19 protein-coding genes are annotated in these 17,497 nt (G+C 64.3%); 10 read left to right on the forward strand and 9 right to left on the reverse strand.

Going from position 1 to position 17,497, the window contains the following annotated elements; translation table 11 throughout:
• Positions 1–45 precede the first annotated feature (45 nt).
• Positions 46–816, reverse strand: a complete 771-nt coding sequence (locus E7813_RS14005; RefSeq protein WP_291574885.1) for a protein phosphatase CheZ — start codon at positions 814–816, stop codon at positions 46–48.
• A 294-nt stretch (positions 817–1,110) separates the two neighbouring features.
• On the opposite strand from E7813_RS14005, the gene E7813_RS14010 reads away from it, so the two are divergent.
• Entirely contained in the window at positions 1,111–1,917 is an 807-nt protein-coding gene (locus E7813_RS14010) for a L,D-transpeptidase (protein WP_291574887.1), read from the forward strand.
• A gap of 115 nt (positions 1,918–2,032) precedes the next feature.
• Here the strand turns inward: E7813_RS14010 and E7813_RS14015 are convergent, their stop codons facing one another.
• The 6 genes from E7813_RS14015 to E7813_RS14040 all read right to left on the reverse strand — a co-directional run bounded on the left by E7813_RS14015 (position 2,033) and on the right by E7813_RS14040 (position 7,982).
• Entirely contained in the window at positions 2,033–2,833 is an 801-nt protein-coding gene (locus E7813_RS14015) for a DUF2076 domain-containing protein (protein WP_291574889.1), read from the reverse strand.
• 122 nt (positions 2,834–2,955) lie between these two features.
• Positions 2,956–3,801: a ChbG/HpnK family deacetylase gene (locus tag E7813_RS14020; RefSeq protein ID WP_291574891.1), complete on the reverse strand. Its 846-nt coding sequence runs from the start codon at positions 3,799–3,801 to the stop codon at positions 2,956–2,958.
• Positions 3,798–4,838 (reverse strand): glycosyltransferase family 2 protein, encoded by a 1,041-nt coding sequence (locus tag E7813_RS14025; RefSeq protein ID WP_291574893.1) that lies wholly within the window; start codon positions 4,836–4,838, stop codon positions 3,798–3,800. The genes E7813_RS14020 and E7813_RS14025 overlap by 4 nt, the downstream gene beginning before the upstream one ends.
• Before the next feature lie 82 nt (positions 4,839–4,920).
• A complete protein-coding gene (gene hisG / locus E7813_RS14030) occupies positions 4,921–5,898 on the reverse strand; it encodes an ATP phosphoribosyltransferase (RefSeq protein WP_291574895.1) in 978 nt (325 codons plus the stop codon).
• Positions 5,895–7,070 (reverse strand): ATP phosphoribosyltransferase regulatory subunit, encoded by a 1,176-nt coding sequence (locus E7813_RS14035; protein ID WP_291574897.1) that lies wholly within the window; start codon positions 7,068–7,070, stop codon positions 5,895–5,897. The genes hisG and E7813_RS14035 overlap by 4 nt, the downstream gene beginning before the upstream one ends.
• Positions 7,071–7,220: 150 nt before the next feature.
• Positions 7,221–7,982 (reverse strand): 16S rRNA (uracil(1498)-N(3))-methyltransferase, encoded by a 762-nt coding sequence (locus E7813_RS14040; protein ID WP_291574898.1) that lies wholly within the window; start codon positions 7,980–7,982, stop codon positions 7,221–7,223.
• 235 nt (positions 7,983–8,217) lie between these two features.
• Here E7813_RS14040 and E7813_RS14045 point away from each other — a divergent pair, with 235 nt between their 5' ends.
• Together E7813_RS14045 and ubiA are read left to right on the forward strand one after the other, a co-directional pair.
• Positions 8,218–8,877, forward strand: a complete 660-nt coding sequence (locus tag E7813_RS14045; RefSeq protein WP_291574951.1) for a hypothetical protein — start codon at positions 8,218–8,220, stop codon at positions 8,875–8,877.
• Between the two features lie 10 nt (positions 8,878–8,887).
• Complete coding sequence (ubiA, locus tag E7813_RS14050; protein ID WP_291574900.1) at positions 8,888–9,820, forward strand: 4-hydroxybenzoate octaprenyltransferase; 933 nt, start codon at positions 8,888–8,890, stop codon at positions 9,818–9,820.
• Between the two features lie 46 nt (positions 9,821–9,866).
• On the opposite strand, the gene E7813_RS14055 is transcribed toward ubiA, so the two are convergent.
• On the reverse strand, positions 9,867–10,391 hold the full coding sequence (locus E7813_RS14055; protein ID WP_291574901.1) for a DUF6101 family protein: 525 nt from the start codon (positions 10,389–10,391) through the stop codon (positions 9,867–9,869).
• Between the two features lie 308 nt (positions 10,392–10,699).
• On the opposite strand from E7813_RS14055, the gene E7813_RS14060 reads away from it, so the two are divergent.
• The 6 genes from E7813_RS14060 to lpxK are packed head-to-tail and all read left to right on the forward strand — an operon-like array spanning position 10,700 to position 16,243.
• Positions 10,700–12,100, forward strand: a complete 1,401-nt coding sequence (locus E7813_RS14060) for a TldD/PmbA family protein (RefSeq protein ID WP_291574903.1) — start codon at positions 10,700–10,702, stop codon at positions 12,098–12,100.
• Positions 12,087–12,905 carry a 3'(2'),5'-bisphosphate nucleotidase CysQ gene (locus E7813_RS14065; RefSeq protein WP_291574906.1) on the forward strand — a complete coding sequence of 273 codons (819 nt, stop codon included), beginning with the start codon at positions 12,087–12,089 and terminating at the stop codon, positions 12,903–12,905. The genes E7813_RS14060 and E7813_RS14065 overlap by 14 nt, the downstream gene beginning before the upstream one ends.
• A 58-nt stretch (positions 12,906–12,963) precedes the next feature.
• The gene (locus E7813_RS14070; protein ID WP_291574908.1) at positions 12,964–13,212 is read left to right on the forward strand and encodes a DUF4170 domain-containing protein; all 249 of its coding nucleotides are present in this window, start codon (positions 12,964–12,966) and stop codon (positions 13,210–13,212) included.
• Complete coding sequence (locus E7813_RS14075; RefSeq protein WP_291574910.1) at positions 13,209–13,925, forward strand: lysophospholipid acyltransferase family protein; 717 nt, start codon at positions 13,209–13,211, stop codon at positions 13,923–13,925. Before E7813_RS14070 ends, E7813_RS14075 begins: the two co-directional genes overlap by 4 nt.
• Positions 13,885–15,222 carry a 3-deoxy-D-manno-octulosonic acid transferase gene (locus tag E7813_RS14080; RefSeq protein ID WP_291574912.1) on the forward strand — a complete coding sequence of 446 codons (1,338 nt, stop codon included), beginning with the start codon at positions 13,885–13,887 and terminating at the stop codon, positions 15,220–15,222. The genes E7813_RS14075 and E7813_RS14080 overlap by 41 nt, the downstream gene beginning before the upstream one ends.
• Complete coding sequence (lpxK, locus tag E7813_RS14085; protein WP_291574914.1) at positions 15,215–16,243, forward strand: tetraacyldisaccharide 4'-kinase; 1,029 nt, start codon at positions 15,215–15,217, stop codon at positions 16,241–16,243. Before E7813_RS14080 ends, lpxK begins: the two co-directional genes overlap by 8 nt.
• Here the strand turns inward: lpxK and E7813_RS14090 are convergent.
• Entirely contained in the window at positions 16,240–16,467 is a 228-nt protein-coding gene (locus tag E7813_RS14090) for a DUF2093 domain-containing protein (protein WP_291574916.1), read from the reverse strand. The genes lpxK and E7813_RS14090 overlap by 4 nt on opposite strands.
• A gap of 182 nt (positions 16,468–16,649) precedes the next feature.
• Between E7813_RS14090 and E7813_RS14095 the strand changes: the two genes are divergently transcribed.
• Entirely contained in the window at positions 16,650–17,474 is an 825-nt protein-coding gene (locus tag E7813_RS14095; protein WP_291574918.1) for a dienelactone hydrolase family protein, read from the forward strand.
• Positions 17,475–17,497: the final 23 nt, after the last annotated feature.

Here is a 17,497-nt window from a genome sequence, read left to right on the forward strand (position 1 = left end):
TAGCTCGCCGGGTGCTGTGGCCCGGCAGCTTCCATAAGTCGAAGCTCAGTCGAACAACGCGTCGATGTCGTTCTGCGAGGCGTGGCCGACATCGCCCTCACTTTTCGGGCCGTTCAGCAGGCGGGCGTCGCCTTCCCGCTCGTCGACGAGCGGCGGCGCATGGGCCCGGATCGCATCGACGCCGCCCCAGATGTCCATCATGACCGTGATATGGCTTTCGATGAATTTCATCGTGGCCATCACTTTGCTGATGCGCTGGCCGGTGAGATCCTGGAAATTGCAGGCCTCGAAGATCGAAACCACGCGCTCCCCGATTTCCTCGCTGAGCAGCTTCTGCTGATCCGGCGAATTGACCTTGGTCAGCGCGGTCGCCGCCTGGTCGATCGCCTCAGCGGCTTCCAGAATCTGCTGGGTCGCCTCTTCGGTACCGCCGACCACGGCGCCGAGTTCGCCGGTCGCCTTGGCCATTTCCCCGCCGCTGAAGCTCTTGCCGTGCAGGACCGCTATTTCATGCTTGGTGCGGCTGATGGCATCGTGAATGAGATCGAGTTCGACCTTGAGCTTCTCGCATTGCTCGATTTGCGCGCGATAGGTTTCAAGCAGCGCGGTTGCTTCGGCAACCTTCTGCGACGCCGAATGCTCTTCCGCATTTGCTGCCACGATGCCGCGGGACGGACTTGCCATCTGGGCGCGGATCGCGCGCAATTCGTTCATGATCTCGAGATGTATCGGATTGGCATCGCCGCCGCCGGATGACATCGGCATATCGCCGGTAAATGCTTCTTCGATGCGAAAGCGCTTGCGCTGAACCGGCATGAGATTTTCCTGAAGCTCCACTCGTCAGGTTTTACACAGAGGCGATTTAACGCCGGGTTCACGCCGGAAATCCCCGGCTGCAGCGTAAACAAGCCGCCGCACACCAACGATTAACCATGCGCGTCGCGCGTTCACTCAAAATAAACGCTACCGGACAAAACCGCGCCAAATCGACGACGTGGTGAATCGAAACGCCGTTTCTGTTTACCAAACCGATGCGGTTTTGATTTTAATTGGTGGCGTGCAAAGGCGCCGGTCAGGCGCTTCCACGACGAAACAGTACAGAGTACGTCGATGTCCAAAACAATGTCTCTTGCGTTGCTCGCCAGCGCATCCTGTCTGGTGGCCGGACTTCCGCAGGCCGCGGCGTTCGAAACCGCGCCGCTCCCCGAACCCTCGGTGATCTACGCCGATCAACCCGCGCAGCGGCCTGTTGCGCCGGTGCGAACGGCGTATGCCGAGCGCTCCAGCATGGGCGGCGGTTTCATCGAGTTCCTGTTTGGGGACGGGCAGCCTCAAGGCGGTTATCAACCGCAGCAGCCGGTCTATCAGCAGCAACCCTCCTACGAGCCGCGGCGTCCGCTGTTGCCGCGGGCCGAACCGCAGCAGGTCATGCGCCAGCAGGAAGAGGCCACCGATCCAGCCCAGCGCCCGTTCGATCCGAAATACCAGAAGCAAGAGGTCGACTATCACGGCAAGGAAGCCGCCGGCACCATCATCATCGATACGCCCAACAAGTTTTTGTTCCTGGTGCAGGGCAACGGCAAGGCGCTCCGCTATGGTGTTGGCGTCGGCAAGCCGGGATTTACCTGGTCGGGCATCAAGCAGATCTCGGCGAAGAAGGAATGGCCGGACTGGACGCCGCCGCCGGAAATGTTGCAGCGCCGCCCCGATCTGCCGCGGCACATGGAGGGCGGCCCGCAGAACCCGCTCGGCGCCCGCGCGATGTATCTGGGATCCTCGCTCTATCGCATCCACGGTTCCAACGAGCCATGGACCATCGGCACCAACGTCTCGTCCGGTTGCATCCGGATGCGCAACGAGGACGTCATCGATCTCTACGGCCGCGTCAACGTCGGCGCGCGGGTCGTCGTGATCTGAAGCGGCTCGCCGTCATCTGATGCGGCTTTGCCGTCATCTCGAGGCTTCGCGAACCAAAAATAAAACGGCCGCTCAAATCGAGCGGCCGGTTTGCTTTTACAGGTCTGAAAATTCGTCAGGCGTAGTCGCTGTCTCCGTCGCCGACGTCATCCGAATCGAGATCCATTTCGTCACGGTCGTCATCATCGTTCAGCGCGGTATCGAACAGTCCGGCGCGTGAACCATCGCCGGCGCGGCCGGCCGATGAACCGATGTCGTCGATTCCGGCATCATGCGCCATCGCGCTGCCGGATTGATCGCTCCACGGAGTCTGGCTGGCGGTCTTATCGCCCATCAAGCCGGTGTCGCCGAAGCCGTGACGGCTGCCGCCCATCATAGAGCGGATGCTGCCGAGCAGCAGCGATCCACCGACCACGCCGGCCGCTGCAGCCGCGGCCGTTCCCAGAAACGAGCCGCCACCGCCCATGGGCGACTGGGGCGCACCATAGGGCTGACCGTATGAACCCTGATCGTAGTGCCCCGGACCCTGATCGTAGGATCCCGGAGATTGTGCCTGCTGCAGCACCTGGCCGCTGTTCCAGACCGGGCGGCTGGCGATCTCCGGCGGCCGGACGTTCGGCACCGAACCGCGTGGCTGGTTTTGCCCGAAGATCGCATCGCGCATCGAATCGAGAAACCCGCCGGAAGGGGTTTGTTCCGGCGCGTCGCCGGCCTCCAGTTCCTGAATGCGGCTGTTGGCGCGCTTGAGCGCTTCGTCCTGAACCAGCACCGTTTGCACCAATGCGTAAACCGCATTGGGCGCGCTGCGCAAACCTTGCGCGATAGCAGCGGTGGCGTCCGGATCGCGCGGCGCGCTCTCCATTCCGGAAAGCCGGCCGAAAAGATCGTCAACCAACTGGCGTTCTTGCGGTGTCATGGGTTCTCTCCCTCGCTTTCGAAGCGCGGGGGAAATGTAGGGGCGTTTTGTGTCGCAAGTAGTGCCGCCGGAGATTAATTTATGGCTGCGACAAGATGCCTGGCGGCCTTTCGAGGGCGGCGTCAGCCCAACGTAACATTGTTCGCAGCCAGCAATGGCGGGAAATGCTCACCGCCCAGAAAAGCGTATTCATGTTCGCGCTGGGTCGTAAGCGGATCGAGGCTGACCAGGGTTTCGTCGACGAAACCCGGATGGCACATCACTAGGCTATCTTCCGGCAGCCCCTCGAGAAATTGCGCCATCAGCGCGCCGAAGTCGGGCTGCCTGGAAAAATCATAGGCGCCGGCGAAAGCGGGATTAAAGGCGATACCGGCGCGCGCGGCGCGCCTGCGGAATTGCGCGCTGAGAATGTCGAGAAACAACGCCTTCGGCGCGCCGAGCCGCCTGGCCAGCGGTTGATCGCGTCCGCCCTGGCGAACCCAGGCATCGGGCGCGACTTCCTTCACCGCAGCCAGAAACGCGTGACGCACTGCGGGGAAAAGCTGCGCGTGCTGGTGACCGTCGACAAAATCCGGGGTGCGCCCAAACCGTTCTTGGAAAGCCGCGAACTGCGCCATCAATTCCGCGCGGATGATTTCGGGATCGAGCCGCCCGAGCAGGCCCGCGCGCAGCAACTTCGGAAACGGAAAGAACATGCCGCCATCGAGCGGGCGAAAGTGCATCGTCAGCGGATGGAACGGCGCGGTCAGGGTGGCATGGAGGCCGACCGCGCATCGGGGGCTGCTGGCGACGACGGCCTGGAGTGCGCTGACTTCGTCGCGGCCGATCGCCGGGCCGACCACCATCACCGAGGTGGCATTGAGCCGTCCGCGCTCGATCAGTTCGCGAATGGCGCGGTTGACGCCGGGGCTAAGACCGTAATCGTCGGCGCACAGCCAAATCCGGCGCGGCGGCGCGGCCTCGTTCATTCGGCGGCGGTCCGTTCGCTGTCGCTAACTTGCGCCGCGGCGCGTTTTTCGCTGTGCTCGGCCACGAAATAAATCGGGCGTGCCTTCAGCTCGGAAAGAATCTTGCCGATATATTCGCCGACGATGCCGATCATGATGAGCTGGACGCCGCCGATGGTCATCAGGCCGACCACCAGCGACGGATAACCGGGGACGGATTTTCCGTTCATCCAGGTTTCCCAGAGGATGGAAAGCCCGAACAGGAAAGCCACGGTAGCGAGCAACACGCCGAGCAGGCTGGCCAGCCGCAGCGGCGCCACCGAGAAAGACGTCAGGCCTTCGATCGAAAGCCCGACCAGCCGGCCGGGGCTGAAGGTGGTGACGCCGTGGGCGCGGGCGGCGGGTTCGTAGTCGACGCGGATCTGCCGGAAGCCGATCCAGCTTGCGAGACCCTTGAAAAAACGGTTGCGCTCGGGAAGCTGCCGCAACGCTGCCACGGCGCGCGGCGACAGCAGGCGGAAGTCGCCGGCATCTTCCGGGATTTTCTGCCGCGCGCCCCAGTTGATCAGAGCGTAGAACCCGTGCACGGCAAGCCGCCGGAACAGCGATTCATTGTCGCGATGGGCCTTGGCGGTGTAGACCACATCGTAGCCGTCATCGATCCAGTAGCCGACCAGCTTCTCGACCAGATCGGGCGGATGCTGGCCGTCACCGTCCATGAACAGCACGGCGCCGCGCCGGGCATGGTCCAATCCGGCCATCAACGCGGCTTCCTTGCCGAAATTGCGTGACAGCGACACCACCTGGACATCGAGCGCATCGGCCGCAAGTCCACGCGCGATGCGGAGCGTCGCGTCGGCGCTGCCGTCATCGACATAGACGACCTCGCTGGCAAGGCCGAAGCGCTGCCGCAGCGCTTTCGCCATTCCACTCAGCCGCTGGTGCAGAAGTGCCAGCCCGGCGGCCTCGTTGTACAAGGGGACGACGATCGACAGCCCCTGTGCCGCGGCGTTGGCTGCGGTGGTCGACAGGCCAGAAACATCCGTACCGAGCATCATCGATCAGGTCTCAAGCGTAAAAGATAACAAACATATGACAGTCGCTGCAGGTTGTCGCCACCGGATGCGGCGGCTCTTTGCCTCACCGCGCCAGGAACTGTTCGAGTTTGGTGAACAACGGGTTGTCGCGGTCGAGCACGTAGTCGAGCGATGCCACCGATACCGTCTCGGCGCCGTGGCTGCGAAGAAAGCTGGCCAGCGCGTAAAGCTGCGCCGGCGGACAGTGCAGCGTCACCATGCCCGAAGATGTCGGCCCGCCGAACGGCGACACCACGTCGAAACGATTATGCGCTTCGGCCAGCAGCGTCGCGTCGCATCCGGTAAAGCGGGTGCGGACCTCCCGGTATTTGCTGGCGCGGGCGCGGGCGGCGATATGATCCAGGATGACGCGCGCGGTCTCGCGGGCTTGATCCGACCAGTCGGCATCCCGCGAGGCCACCAGATTGGCGTGGCTGCGCAGGATCACGCCGTCGTCGAGTACCTTGAGGCCGTTGGCGGCGAGCGTGGCGCCGGTCGTCGTGATATCGACGATCATCTCGGCGGTCCCGACCGCCGGTGCGCCCTCGGTCGCGCCGGCGCTCTCGACGATCCGGTAATCGACCACGCCGTGTGACGCAAAGAATGCCCTTGTGAGGTTGATGTATTTGGTCGCAATCCGCATCCGCCGGTTATGCTGCGCGCGGAATCCGGTGGTGACATCGTCGAGATCGGCCATGGTCCGGACGTCGATCCAGGCCTGCGGCACCGCCACCACGACATTGGCGTTGCCAAAGCCGAGATTGTCGATCATGGCAACGCGCTTGTCCGCCTCGGCGATGCTTTCGCGCACCAGGTCTTCGCCGGTCACCCCGAGATGCACGGCGCCGCGCGCCAGTTGCGAGGCGATTTCGCTGGCCGAAAGATAGGCGATCTCGACATTGTCGAGCCCGTTGATGGTACCGCGATAGTCGCGGGCGCCGCGCGGTTTCGCCAGTGAAAGTCCGGCACGGGTGAAGAACGCCTCGGTGTTTTCCTGCAGGCGGCCTTTCGACGGAACGGCAAGAACGAACGGCGCTGTCATGACGCGCTCCCGCTGATGCCTTGTTCGGCAGCCTTGCGGCCCAGTTGCGTCAAGGTTTCGACCCAGATCGAAAACCCGACCGCCGGAATTGGCGTGCCGGAACCAAGCTGGGTCATCAATCCGTCATAGCGCCCGCCCGCCACCAGCGGCTCGGCGCCGTTACCCCTGGCGTGCAGTTCGAACTCAAATCCCGTGTAGTAATCGAGGCCGCGTCCGAACGAGGTGGAAAAGCGCGTCAGACTGGTATCGATGCCGCGCGCGGCCATGAAACCGATGCGGCTTTCCAACTGGTCGATCGCGGCAGTGATATCGAGGTTTGCGTCTTCGGCCAGCGCGCGCAACTGCGCGACCGCCTCGTCCGGGTCACCCGCGATCGCCAGGAATCGCTTGATCAGGTCGAGCGCGTTGCGCGGCAGCGCGCCGCCCTTCAGGGTCGACTGTTCGAGGAAGCGATCGGCGATTTCGGAGACCGAGCGGCCGCCGACATTGGTGGTGCCGGCGATCGACATCAGGTCGGTGACCAGCGCCAGCGCCGCCTTGCGGTCGGAGCCCGCAAGGGCGGCGAGCACGCCCTCATATTCGTTGCGGCTCGAACCGGTCGCCAGCGTCAGCCGCTCGATGTCCTGTTCCAGGCTGATCTTGCGGTTGAAGTCCTTGATCAGCCGCCGCCGCCACACCGGGTACAGCCCGAGTGCGTCGATCAGCGCGATGAACAGCGCCACGTCGCCGGTGCGGATTTCAACCTCGGTCAACCCGAGCGCGCTGGTGGCTTCCAGCGCCAATGCGAGCATCTCCGCATCGGCGGCGGCGCGATCCTGCCGGCCGAAGGATTCGATGCCGGCCTGCAAAAACTCGCTCGGTTGCCCGCCGCGATAGCGAAACACCGGCCCGAGATAGCTGAAGCCGGCGGGCTGGCCAGCGCGACCGGAGGCGAGATAATCCCGCGCCACCGGGATGGTGAGGTCGGGGCGAAGGCACAGTTCCTCGCCGCTGGCGTCGGTGGTCAAATAGAGGCTTTTCCGGATGTCCTCGCCCGACAGATCGAGGAACGGCTCGGCAGGCTGCAGGATCGCCGGCTCGGCCTGGACGTAACCGGCCTGCGCGAACGACAATAGCAGCGCCTCCGCCCATGCGGCGGATCCGGTCGCACGAGGGGCGGCGGTCACGGTCATCTCAAGGTCCAGGTATCCCGGCGAACGGGCTTGCAAGTTCAGGCGGAGCAGCCCCTTAGCATGGCTCGGGCCGGGTTTCGACCGGGATCGGCCAAGTCGCTTAATGACCTGCCAAAATCCCGGCCAAGCACAAATGGTTAAGGCCGTAACCTATCCGCGCGAGCCGGGTCCGGTCCAGTCGCCCAGCGCCGCCTGCACCAGCGCCAGCGCCGCCACCGCCGCGGTGTCGGCCCGCAGGATCCTCGGCCCCAGCGAAAGCCTCAAGATCCGGGGCTGGCGCAGCAGCATGGCGCGCTCTTCCTCGGCAAATCCACCTTCGGGGCCGATCAGGACATCGATGCCGCCGCCAGGTGCCGGCCCGCTCTGCAGCGCCTGCCACGGACTGGCGGTCTCGGCGGCCTCGTCGCAGAAGATCAGCAGGCGCTGGGGCTCGCGACGGCTCAGATAGCGATCGAGCGCGATCGGCTCGGCGACACCGGCGATGCTCAGGATGCCGCATTGCTCGGCGGCCTCGATGACGTTGGCCCGCATCCGCTCGCCGTTGACCCTGCTGACATGGGTGTGGCGGGTCAAAACCGGCTGCAGCGAGGATGCGCCCATCTCGACCGCTTTCTGCACCATGTAGTCGAGCCGGGCATGTTTCAGCGGCGCAAAAACGTAAACGAGGTCGGGCAGGTGATCCTGGGTCCGGGTCCGGGCGACGATATGGAGACCGTCCGGCCGCTTGCGGCCCGCGATGGTCGCCTGCCATTCGCCATCGCGCCCGTTGAACACCAGGATGGTGTCCCCCGCGGCAAGCCGCAGCACATTGCCGAGATAGTTGCTCTGGTCGCGCTCAAGCACGACGGTTTCGCCCGCTGCAAGCGCGGCGTCGGCAAACAGCCGGGGCTTGCGAAAATCGAGTTGAGGCATGGTCAATGTTCCAATCCGCGGCGTCTTTTAGACCAAAATACGCAATTATCGCCATCAGGCGCGGCCCTACGCCGCGCTGTTGCCAAATTCCACGGGTTGTTAAGGGCTGGCAGGAATCGTAGAAAGCATCGTAAAAAGCCGCGATCGGAAATCGTTCCGTCACCGGGAAACCTGTCTATCACATGTGGGACCATCGGACCTTGCCGGAGGAACAGCTTTGACCATCCGCCGCTGGATCGTGCCGCTGACCGTGGCCTTTGCTGTCGTTCATGCCGGCCACGGCTTCGCGCAAGGCGCCTTTCCGGCGCCGTTGCCCGGTCAGACTTCTCCCCCGGCTAACGACCCGGCATTTCCGCCGGTGAATGGCGCTGCGCCAAGAGCGACCATGGCCGCTCCCAGCCCTGGTTCGTTCCCGGCCACCGGAGCGGCGCCGCTCTCCGGGGGGTCTTTCGCGCCGCCCGCGCCGCCGTCGCAGCAGGCGGGAGGCCAGGTGGATTGCATGAAGGAATTCCTCCCGCTGCGGGAAGACGCCGAGAAGCGTGGCAAAATGATCAAGGAAGCCAGCGACCGGCACGCGTCCGCTGAAGAAGCCTGCAAGCTGATCGGAAATTTCGGCGCGGCCGAAATGAAGATGATCAAATATGTTGAAGCTCACGCCGCCAAGTGCGGGATTCCGGTGCAGATATCGGAACAGTTGAAGAACGGCCACAAGAACACCGAGGGCATGCAGAAGAAGGTCTGCGCGGTGGCGCAGCAACAGCAGCAAAAAGCACCGGCCGGCCCGAGCCTGAGCGAAGTGCTGGGCTCTGCGGCCCAGCTTCCGGACGCCAAGGCGGCGAAGAGGAGCGGCGGCAGCACGTTCGATACACTGAACGGCAACGTGCTGGCGCGATGACCGACAAAACATGAGCGGTGCGACGGCCCGTGTTGCTGACGCGACCGGCAACTGGGTCGATAACCGCGCGCCGCTATGGTCGCGGCCGTACCTGCGGCTCTCCCGTCTGGACCGTCCGATCGGATCGTGGCTGCTGTTGATGCCGTGCTGGTGGTCGGCGGCGCTGGCCGCCGGTGTCGCCCATGATCCCAGCCGATTACCCCTGATCCTTGCGCTGTTCTTCATCGGCGCCTTCGTCATGCGCGGCGCCGGGTGCACCTGGAACGACATTACCGATCGCGATCTCGATGCGCTGGTCGAACGGACGCGGTCGCGGCCGATTCCGGCGGGACAGGTGAGCGTGCCGCAGGCGATGGCGTTTCTTGTCGTTCAGGCGCTGATCGGTTTGGCGGTGCTGCTGCAATTCAACCGCACGGCAGTCGCGACCGGGATCGCTTCGCTGGTCATCGTCGCGGTCTATCCGTTCATGAAGCGGATCACCTGGTGGCCGCAGATCGTGCTCGGCCTGGCATTCTCCTGGGGCGCGCTGATGGGATTTGCAGTGATACGGCAGCGGATCGATGCGACCGCGCTGATGCTGTATGCCGGCTCGATCGCCTGGGTGATCGGCTACGATACCATCTACGCCCACCAGGACAGCGAGGACGACGCGCTGATCGGCATCAAGTCGACCGCGCTTTTGTTCGGCGCCCGCACCGGTCCGGCGTTGATGGCGTTTTACGCAGCGGCGGTGGCGCTGATCGGGGTATCGCTGGCGCTTGCGGAGGCGCGATGGCCGGCCTGGATCGGGCTTGCCGCGTTTGCGGCGCATCTGGCGTGGCAGGTTGCGCGGCTTGATATTTCGAACCCCGCATTATGCCTGCGGATTTTCAAATCCAACCGCGATGCCGGTTTGTTGCTGTTTGCAGGACTGCTGGCGGATGCGGTGATGCGGGCGGCTTGAGCCGCAGTTCGGGATGACGCCCATGGGCGTCGCGGGATGGAACTCTTCAATCCCGCGCGATGATTTCGCGCTCGCCCCGATGGGCATTCGCCGGATTGAGCAGATCGCCGCCGCGCCGGCGCACCAGGAATTTCGGCCGCCGAGCCCGGATCGCGTTATGCCGCCGCCGCCGCTGCGCCGGTTCGCTCGCTTTGTCTTCCGGCAATTGCGGAAGCGCGAAGATGTCGCTCCACATCCGCCATGCCGCAGCGATCTCTTCGCTGTCGGAACTCACGCACAGCGGAATGGTCAAGGACGGATCGCGATGGACCAGCGCCAGCATCTGGGCATCGTCGATGCCGCGCAGGCCAACGCCGAGAAAATCGCTGACGCGGACGTTGATCGCCATCCGCATGCCGTGGACGGCGCGATGCAATACGACGCGTTCGCGATGAAGTTCGATTTGACGCAAGCCGCCGTCCGCGCGGGTATCGTGCGCAGGGAAGCTTACGGGTAGAGAGAGAGGGTCGAGCCGCATGGCGCGGCTCGACCCGGCGGGATTGATCCCGCTTGTTGCAGTTTGACGCCTCACGGCTTTATCTCCCCGCCGGGATTATGCTCCCGGTCGATACGTGAGACCCTAGTCGAGCCGCGTCCGAATCGGCTTAAAAAGGCTGGTTAATCGGAGGTCACCTGCCCAGCTTCCGCCCGCATGATTGACAAGACCTTGGCTCACATGATTGACGAGACCTTGCGAAAGACCGGTGAAATTGCTTGGCTTCGAGCCCGCGAAATGCTTGAAGTCCGCATGAATCAGGCACATCTCATGGGTTCATTGATTTGCATCCGGGCCTCGTTCGGTGCTCCCTGAATCCTCCTGCAATCCCCGGGATTTTGTTCGTGATCTCTTCACCATCAGCCACATCATCGCTTTCATCCGGCGCCGCGACATCCGATCTGTTCGATCAATCCGCCCTCAGCACGCTGGCGCAGCGGCTGGTCGAGGCCGCGCGGCGCGCCGGCGCGGACGCCGCCGACGCGGTGGCGGTGCGCGGCATCTCGCAAGGCGTTGAGGTGCGCGACGGGCGGGTCGAGGAATCCGAACGCTCGGAAGGCGACGACGTCGGGTTGCGCGTCCTGGTCGGACAGCGGCAGGCGGTGGTTTCGACCAACGACGTCAGCGGCGATGGCGTCGCCAGGCTCGCCGAGCGCGCGGTTGCGTTGGCGCGCGTCGCGCCGGACGACAAATATGTCGGTCTTGCCGATCCGTCCCTGCTGGCGCGCGATTTCCCCGAACTCGATCTGCTCGACCCCGAGATACCCTCGACGTCGGAGCTCGAGCGCCGCGCTCGTGAAGCCGAGGCGGCGGCACTCGCCGTCAAAGGCGTTACCAAATCGGGCGGCGCGTCGGCTTCCACCGGAATTGGCGGCATGGTGCTGGTGACATCCACCGGCTTCCACGGCTCTTACCTGCGTTCGGGCCACGGCATCTCGGTGACGGCGATATCCGGCGAAGGCACCGGCATGGAGCGCGACTATGACTTCACCTCGGCGCCGCATGCCTCGGACCTTGCATCGCCCGAAAGCGTAGGCCGCACCGCGGGCGAGCGCACGGTCGCGCGCGCCAATCCACGCAAGGTCGAGACCTGCAAGGTGCCGGTGGTGTTCGATCCCCGCGTCTCCGGATCGCTGGTCGGCCATCTCGTCGGCGCGGTGAACGGCGCTTCGATCGCGCGCAAGACCAGTTTCCTGAAAGACCGTCTCGGCGAGCAGTTGTTCGCAAAAAATATCCGCATCGTCGACGATCCGTTGCGGGTGCGCGGGCTGCGGTCGCAGTCGTTCGACGCCGAGGGCGTCAAGGTCAAGAAGCTCGCCATCATCGATCAGGGCGTGCTGACCTCGTGGCTGCTGGACTGCGCGACCGCGCGCGAACTGGGTCTGGTGACCAACGGCCACGCCCAGCGCGGCGTGTCGTCGTCGCCGTCGCCGGGATCGTATAATCTGTATCTCGAAGCCGGCGAGCCGACGCCCGCCGAGCTGATCTCCGACATCAAGCAGGGGTTTTACGTCACCGACCTGATCGGCTCGGGCGTCAACGGCGTCACCGGCGACTATAGCCGAGGCGCATCCGGCTTCTGGATCGAGAATGGCGAGATTACGTATGCCGTAAGCGAGGTTACGATCGCGGGACATCTGCTCGGGATATTCAAATCGCTGGTGCCCGCCAACGACCTGAAATTCCGTTACGGCGTCGACGCTCCGACGCTGCGCATCGAGGGATTGACGGTTGGCGGACGCTAGCGCGGACAGCCCGCATGACCAGGTTTTGACGCGCGACGCGGCGTTGCTGACGGACACGGTGCGGGAGGCGGGCGCGCTGGCGCTGTCGCTGTTCCGCACCGACCTGAAGAACTGGACCAAGGGGGTGTCGTCCCCGGTATCCGAAGCCGATATCGCGGTCAACGACCTGATCGAGACGCGGCTGCGATCGGCTACGCCGGACTATGGCTGGCTGTCGGAAGAGAGCGCCGACGACGAGGCGCGCCTAGCCAAGCACCGGGTCTGGATTGTCGATCCGATCGACGGCACCCGGGGTTATCTTGCCGGCCGCGAGGACTGGTGCGTCAGCGTGGCGCTGATCGAGGACGCGTCTCCGGTGCTGGCGGCCGTGTTTGCGCCGGTCAGCGATGAATTCTTGTTCGCCGCACGCGGGCAGGGCGCCACCTGCAACAATGTTTCTGTCCATGTCGCGACCGGTACCGAGCTGGATTTTTCCCGCGTGGCGGGTCCGAAGCCGCTGGTCCAGCGGTTCAATCAATCCACGGGTGAAATCTCCCTTCATCCCCGCATCGGCTCGCTCGCGCTCCGGTTGTGCCGGGTCGCGCAGGGCCGGCTCGATGCCGCCTTCGCGGGCGGCCAAAGCCGCGACTGGGACCTTGCGGCGGCCAATTTGATCGTGCAGGAAGCGAATGGTAATATGACCGCGCTCTCGGGGGATGCGATATCTTACAATCGCCGGGAGGTGACGCATGGGGTGTTGGTGGCAGCGGGGCGCGATCGTCATGCACGTATTATCGAGCATTTTCGAAACCATTCGCCGTTCTGAGCGCTCTCGATAGGCGTTGGTGATTTTGCCTGCCGGGCACCGTGTTAGGAAAGCGATTATGCCAGATAGTGCCCAGCAGCAATTGCTCCATCTCGTCATCGGGGGCGAGTTGACTGATCTCGAACACACGACCTTCAAGGATCTCGATCAGGTGGAAATCGTCGGCGTGTTCCCCAACTACGCGACCGCCTACGCGGCCTGGAAAGCGAAAGCGCAGCAGACGGTGGACAATGCCCATATGCGCTATTTCGTCGTCCATCTCCATCGGCTGCTCGATCCAAGTCAAGACGCGAAGCCTCCCCGTTGAAAAAACTACTCCGCAATTTGCTGCGCGGCAGCTGGTTCCCGCGCGCTGCGGGATTTCTCGCGGCCGAGTACCTGCGGCTGGTCTGGCTGACCAACAGATTCAGCTACGACCCTCCCGACTTCTATGAATTTTTCGACCCTCAGCAGCCGGTGATCGTCACCTTCTGGCACGGCCAGCATTTCATGACGCCGTTCATCAAGGTCAAGAAGAGTTACCGCGCCAAGGTATTGGTGTCGCGGCATCGCGACGGCGAATTCAATGGGATCGTGGCCGAACGGCTGGGTATCGGCACCATCCGCGGTTCCGGCGACCACGGATCGGCATTCCACCGCAAGGGTGGTGTCGGCGCATTCAGGGAAATGAAGCGGGCGCTGGCCGACAATTATAACATCGCGCTCACCGCCGATGTACCGAAGCGCTCGCGCGTTGCGGGTCTCGGCATCATCATGCTGGCGAGAGAATCCGGACGGCCGATCATGGCATTTGCGCTGGCGACCAGCCGGTTCATCCGCCTCGACAATTGGGACCGCACCACCATTAATTTGCCATTCGGACGGGGCGCAGTGGTGGGCATCGAAGCGATTTCCGTGCCGTCCGATGCCGATGCCGAGACCATGGAAAAACTGCGCGTGCAACTGGAAGCCAACCTGAACGAGGCGACCCGCCGCGCCTATGCGCTGGTCGGCCGTCCGGAGGGGACGGGTGATGGCTAATTCGTTGCCGATGACGCTGCGCGTCTACCAGAAGCTGTCCACCGCGATGGTGCCGCTGTCGCCGGCGCTGATCAAGCGGCGGCTGAAACAAGGCAAGGAAGATCCGGCCCGCATCGGCGAGCGCCGCGGCATCAGCAAGGACATCCGGCCGCCCGGTCCATTGGTCTGGATTCACGGCGCCAGCGTCGGCGAAGTGCTGGCTGCAGCGGGCTTGATCGAGAAGTTGCGGGCGCTGCGTATCCGCATCCTGCTGACGTCCGGCACCGTAACCTCGGCGGCGATCGTCGCCAAGCGGTTTCCCGCCGACATCATCCATCAATATGTCCCTTACGACTCGCCGCGCTATGTCGCGCGCTTTCTCGATCACTGGCGGCCGAGTCTTGCGCTGTTCATCGAGTCCGACCTGTGGCCCAATCTCATTTTGTCGAGCGCGGCGCGCCGGCTGCCGATGGTCCTCATCAACGGCCGGATGTCGCACCGCTCGTTTCCGCGCTGGCGCAGGCTGACCGGCACCATCTCGGCGCTGCTTGGCCGGTTCGATATCTGCATGGCGCAATCACAGGTCGACGCCGAACGTTTCACGGCGCTCGGCAGCCGCAACGTCATCACCACCGGCAATTTGAAGCTGGATGTTCCGGCGCCCCCCGCCGATCCCGCCAAGCTGGAACGGTTGATGTCGGTGACACGCGGCCGTCCGATCGTCGTCGCCGCATCGACCCATCCCGGCGAAGAGGAGCTGCTGCTTGAGGCGCATCGAACGCTTGCCGGATTCTTTCCGTCGCTGCTGAGCGTGATCGTGCCGCGGCATCCCGATCGCGGCGAGGCCATCGCCCGCACCGTCGTGGCTTCCGGCCTGCGCGTCGCGCTGCGCTCGCGCGAGGAATTGCCGACCGCGACCACCGACATCTATGTCGCCGACACCATGGGCGAGCTGGGAGTGTTCTATCGGCTGTCGCCGGTCGTATTCATGGGCGGGTCGCTGGTCGCGCATGGCGGGCAGAATCCGATCGAGGCGATCAAGCTCGGCGCGTCGATCGTGCACGGCCCGCATGTCTTCAACTTCACCGATGTCTATGCGGCACTCGACAGCGTCGGCGGCGCCAAGCGGGCGGACACGCAGGAGGCGCTGGTCAAGCAGCTCGGCCAGTGGCTGGCCGATCCGGCGGCGCGCGAATTATCGGCTGCCGCCGCCGCGCGCGTGGTCGAGCAGCTCGGCGGCGCGCTCGACCGTACGCTGGCGGCCCTCGAGCCGTATCTTTTGCAGTTGCGGCTCGAGATGGGGGCGGCCAATGCGTGAGCCGGCCTTCTGGTACCGGCCGTCTTCATGGATGTCCCGATTGCTGATGCCGCTTGGCGCGATCTATGGCCTGGCCGCGGGCTGGCGATTGCAGCGCCGGGGTCTTGACGCCGGCGTCCCCGTGCTTTGCGTCGGCAACTATCATGTCGGCGGCGCCGGCAAGACCCCGACGGTGCTGGCGTTGGCTAGTCTACTGCGCGATCTCGGCGAGACGCCGGTGGTGCTCAGCCGTGGCTATGGCGGACGATTGCGCGGACCGGTCAAGGTCGATACCGGGCGGCACGTTGCCGCCGATGTCGGTGACGAGCCGCTGATGCTGGCGCGGACAGTGCCGGTGGTGGTCGCGCGCGACCGCATCGGCGGCGTCGCGTTGGCGCGGTCGCAAGGCGCCAGCGTGATCCTGATGGACGACGGTTTTCAGAATCCGGCGGTTGCCAAGGATGCTTCGCTGATCGTGATCGACGGCAACCGCGGCCTCGGCAACGGCTGTGTATTTCCCGCCGGTCCCTTGCGCGCGCCGCTGCTGCCGCAGCTGGCCCGCACCGATGCCCTTGTTGTTATCGGCGATGGCCGGGCGGCCGAAGCGGTCGCTGCGGAGGCCGCCGCACAGGGCAAGCCGGTGCTATCGGCACATCTCAAGGCCGCCGACGCATCGGTGGCGGCACTCAGCGGCAAGCGGGTGCTGGCTTTTGCCGGGATCGGGGATCCCGCGAGATTCTTCAGAACGCTGCGCGGCAGCGGGATCGCCGTCGTCGCGGAGCGCGCTTTCGCCGATCACCATCGGTTTTCCAACGACGAAATCGAAACACTGATTGCGGAAGCCGGGCGCGATGCGCTGACATTGGTGACGACGGAAAAGGATCTGGCGCGGCTAGCGACGGCGGCGGGGTTGCCGTGCCAGGCGAAAGATATTGTGCCGTTCGCGGTGACGCTTGAGTTCGACGATTCCGCGCAATTGCGCAAATTCGTTTCGGAGCGGCTGTTTCAGGCGCGCCAGAAAAATTATCGCTTGAATAATTAATCCTGCGTTTTCAGCGCCGCGGGAAAATGCCGCCGCAGCACCGCGGACGGAACGGCGTAGGCCTCCTGCAGGTCAACGCTCCAGTATTTGAGCTCGTCGAGCGGAATCCGCGCGTCGGTCACCGCACAGCGCACATAGGTTCCCGGCGAGATCACGCGGAAATCGCCATCCAGATATTGTACCTGGGCTTCGCCATGGCCCGAGGGACCGAATTTATTCAGCACGGTTGGACTCTCTGATTGATCCCGGGCGAACCGGGGCAAAATGTTTCGTGATGCGATCTATCATAAATAGGTGCTGTTGTCCGCCGGTCAAACCCACCGATTTGTGATGAATTTTCGCTTCTGCCACATGATAACGTGAGCATGGGCGGCTTTCTCCGGCGCCATGGCTGATCGGCTACGCGATGCGGCTTCTCTTTGCCATCATAGTGACGATGCTGCTCGCCGCGCCGGTCGCCGCGGAGGTAGCGCCGCAGGAGGTCGACATTCCCCTCGCCAACGGGGTGCTGCATGCGCAGCTTTTCAAGCCCGACGGCGACGGTCCGTTTCCGACCGTGATTGCCCTGCATGGTTGCGGCGGATTGGCCGGCCATTCCGAACCGGTGCTGCCGCGCTATCGCGATTGGGCCGAGCAATTGCTGAAGGCCGGCAAGGCGGTGTTGCTGCCGGACAGCTACGGTTCGCGCGAACTCGGCCCGCAGTGCCGGGTCAAGGAGCGCCGCGTGCTCGCCCGTCGCGAACGGGTGGCCGATATCATGGCGTCCCGGCAATGGCTGGTGCAGCAGCCTTGGGCGGCACGTGATCGCATCAGCCTGATGGGGTGGGCGAACGGCGCCAGCGCGCTGTTATGGGCGGTGCGTCCGCAATTGTCGTCGCGCAGCATCGGGCCGGATTTCCGCACGGCGATCGCCTTCTATCCGGACTGCCGCATCTCATCCGGGCTGGGATGGAGCGCGCGCGTTCCGACGCTGCTGCTGATCGGCGCCAAGGACGACGTCAGTTCGCCACCGGCCTGCCGCCAGATGGTCGATGGCGCCCGCGGGCGTAGCGCGCTGGCGCGGATCGTGGTCTATCCCGGCGCCTATCACGATTTCGATCGTGCGAATTTTCCGCTTCATGCCGTTGCGGGTACACCCGATGCGGCCGCGCCGGAACACGGCCATGTCGGTACCGACGCGGAAGCGCGCGCCGATTCGCAAAAGCGCGTCGCGGAATGGCTGGCGCGCTAGAACTTGAAACAAACTGACTTAGA

The organism is Bradyrhizobium sp., assembly GCF_004799405.1.
Taxonomy (GTDB): Bacteria; Pseudomonadota; Alphaproteobacteria; order Rhizobiales; family Xanthobacteraceae; genus Bradyrhizobium.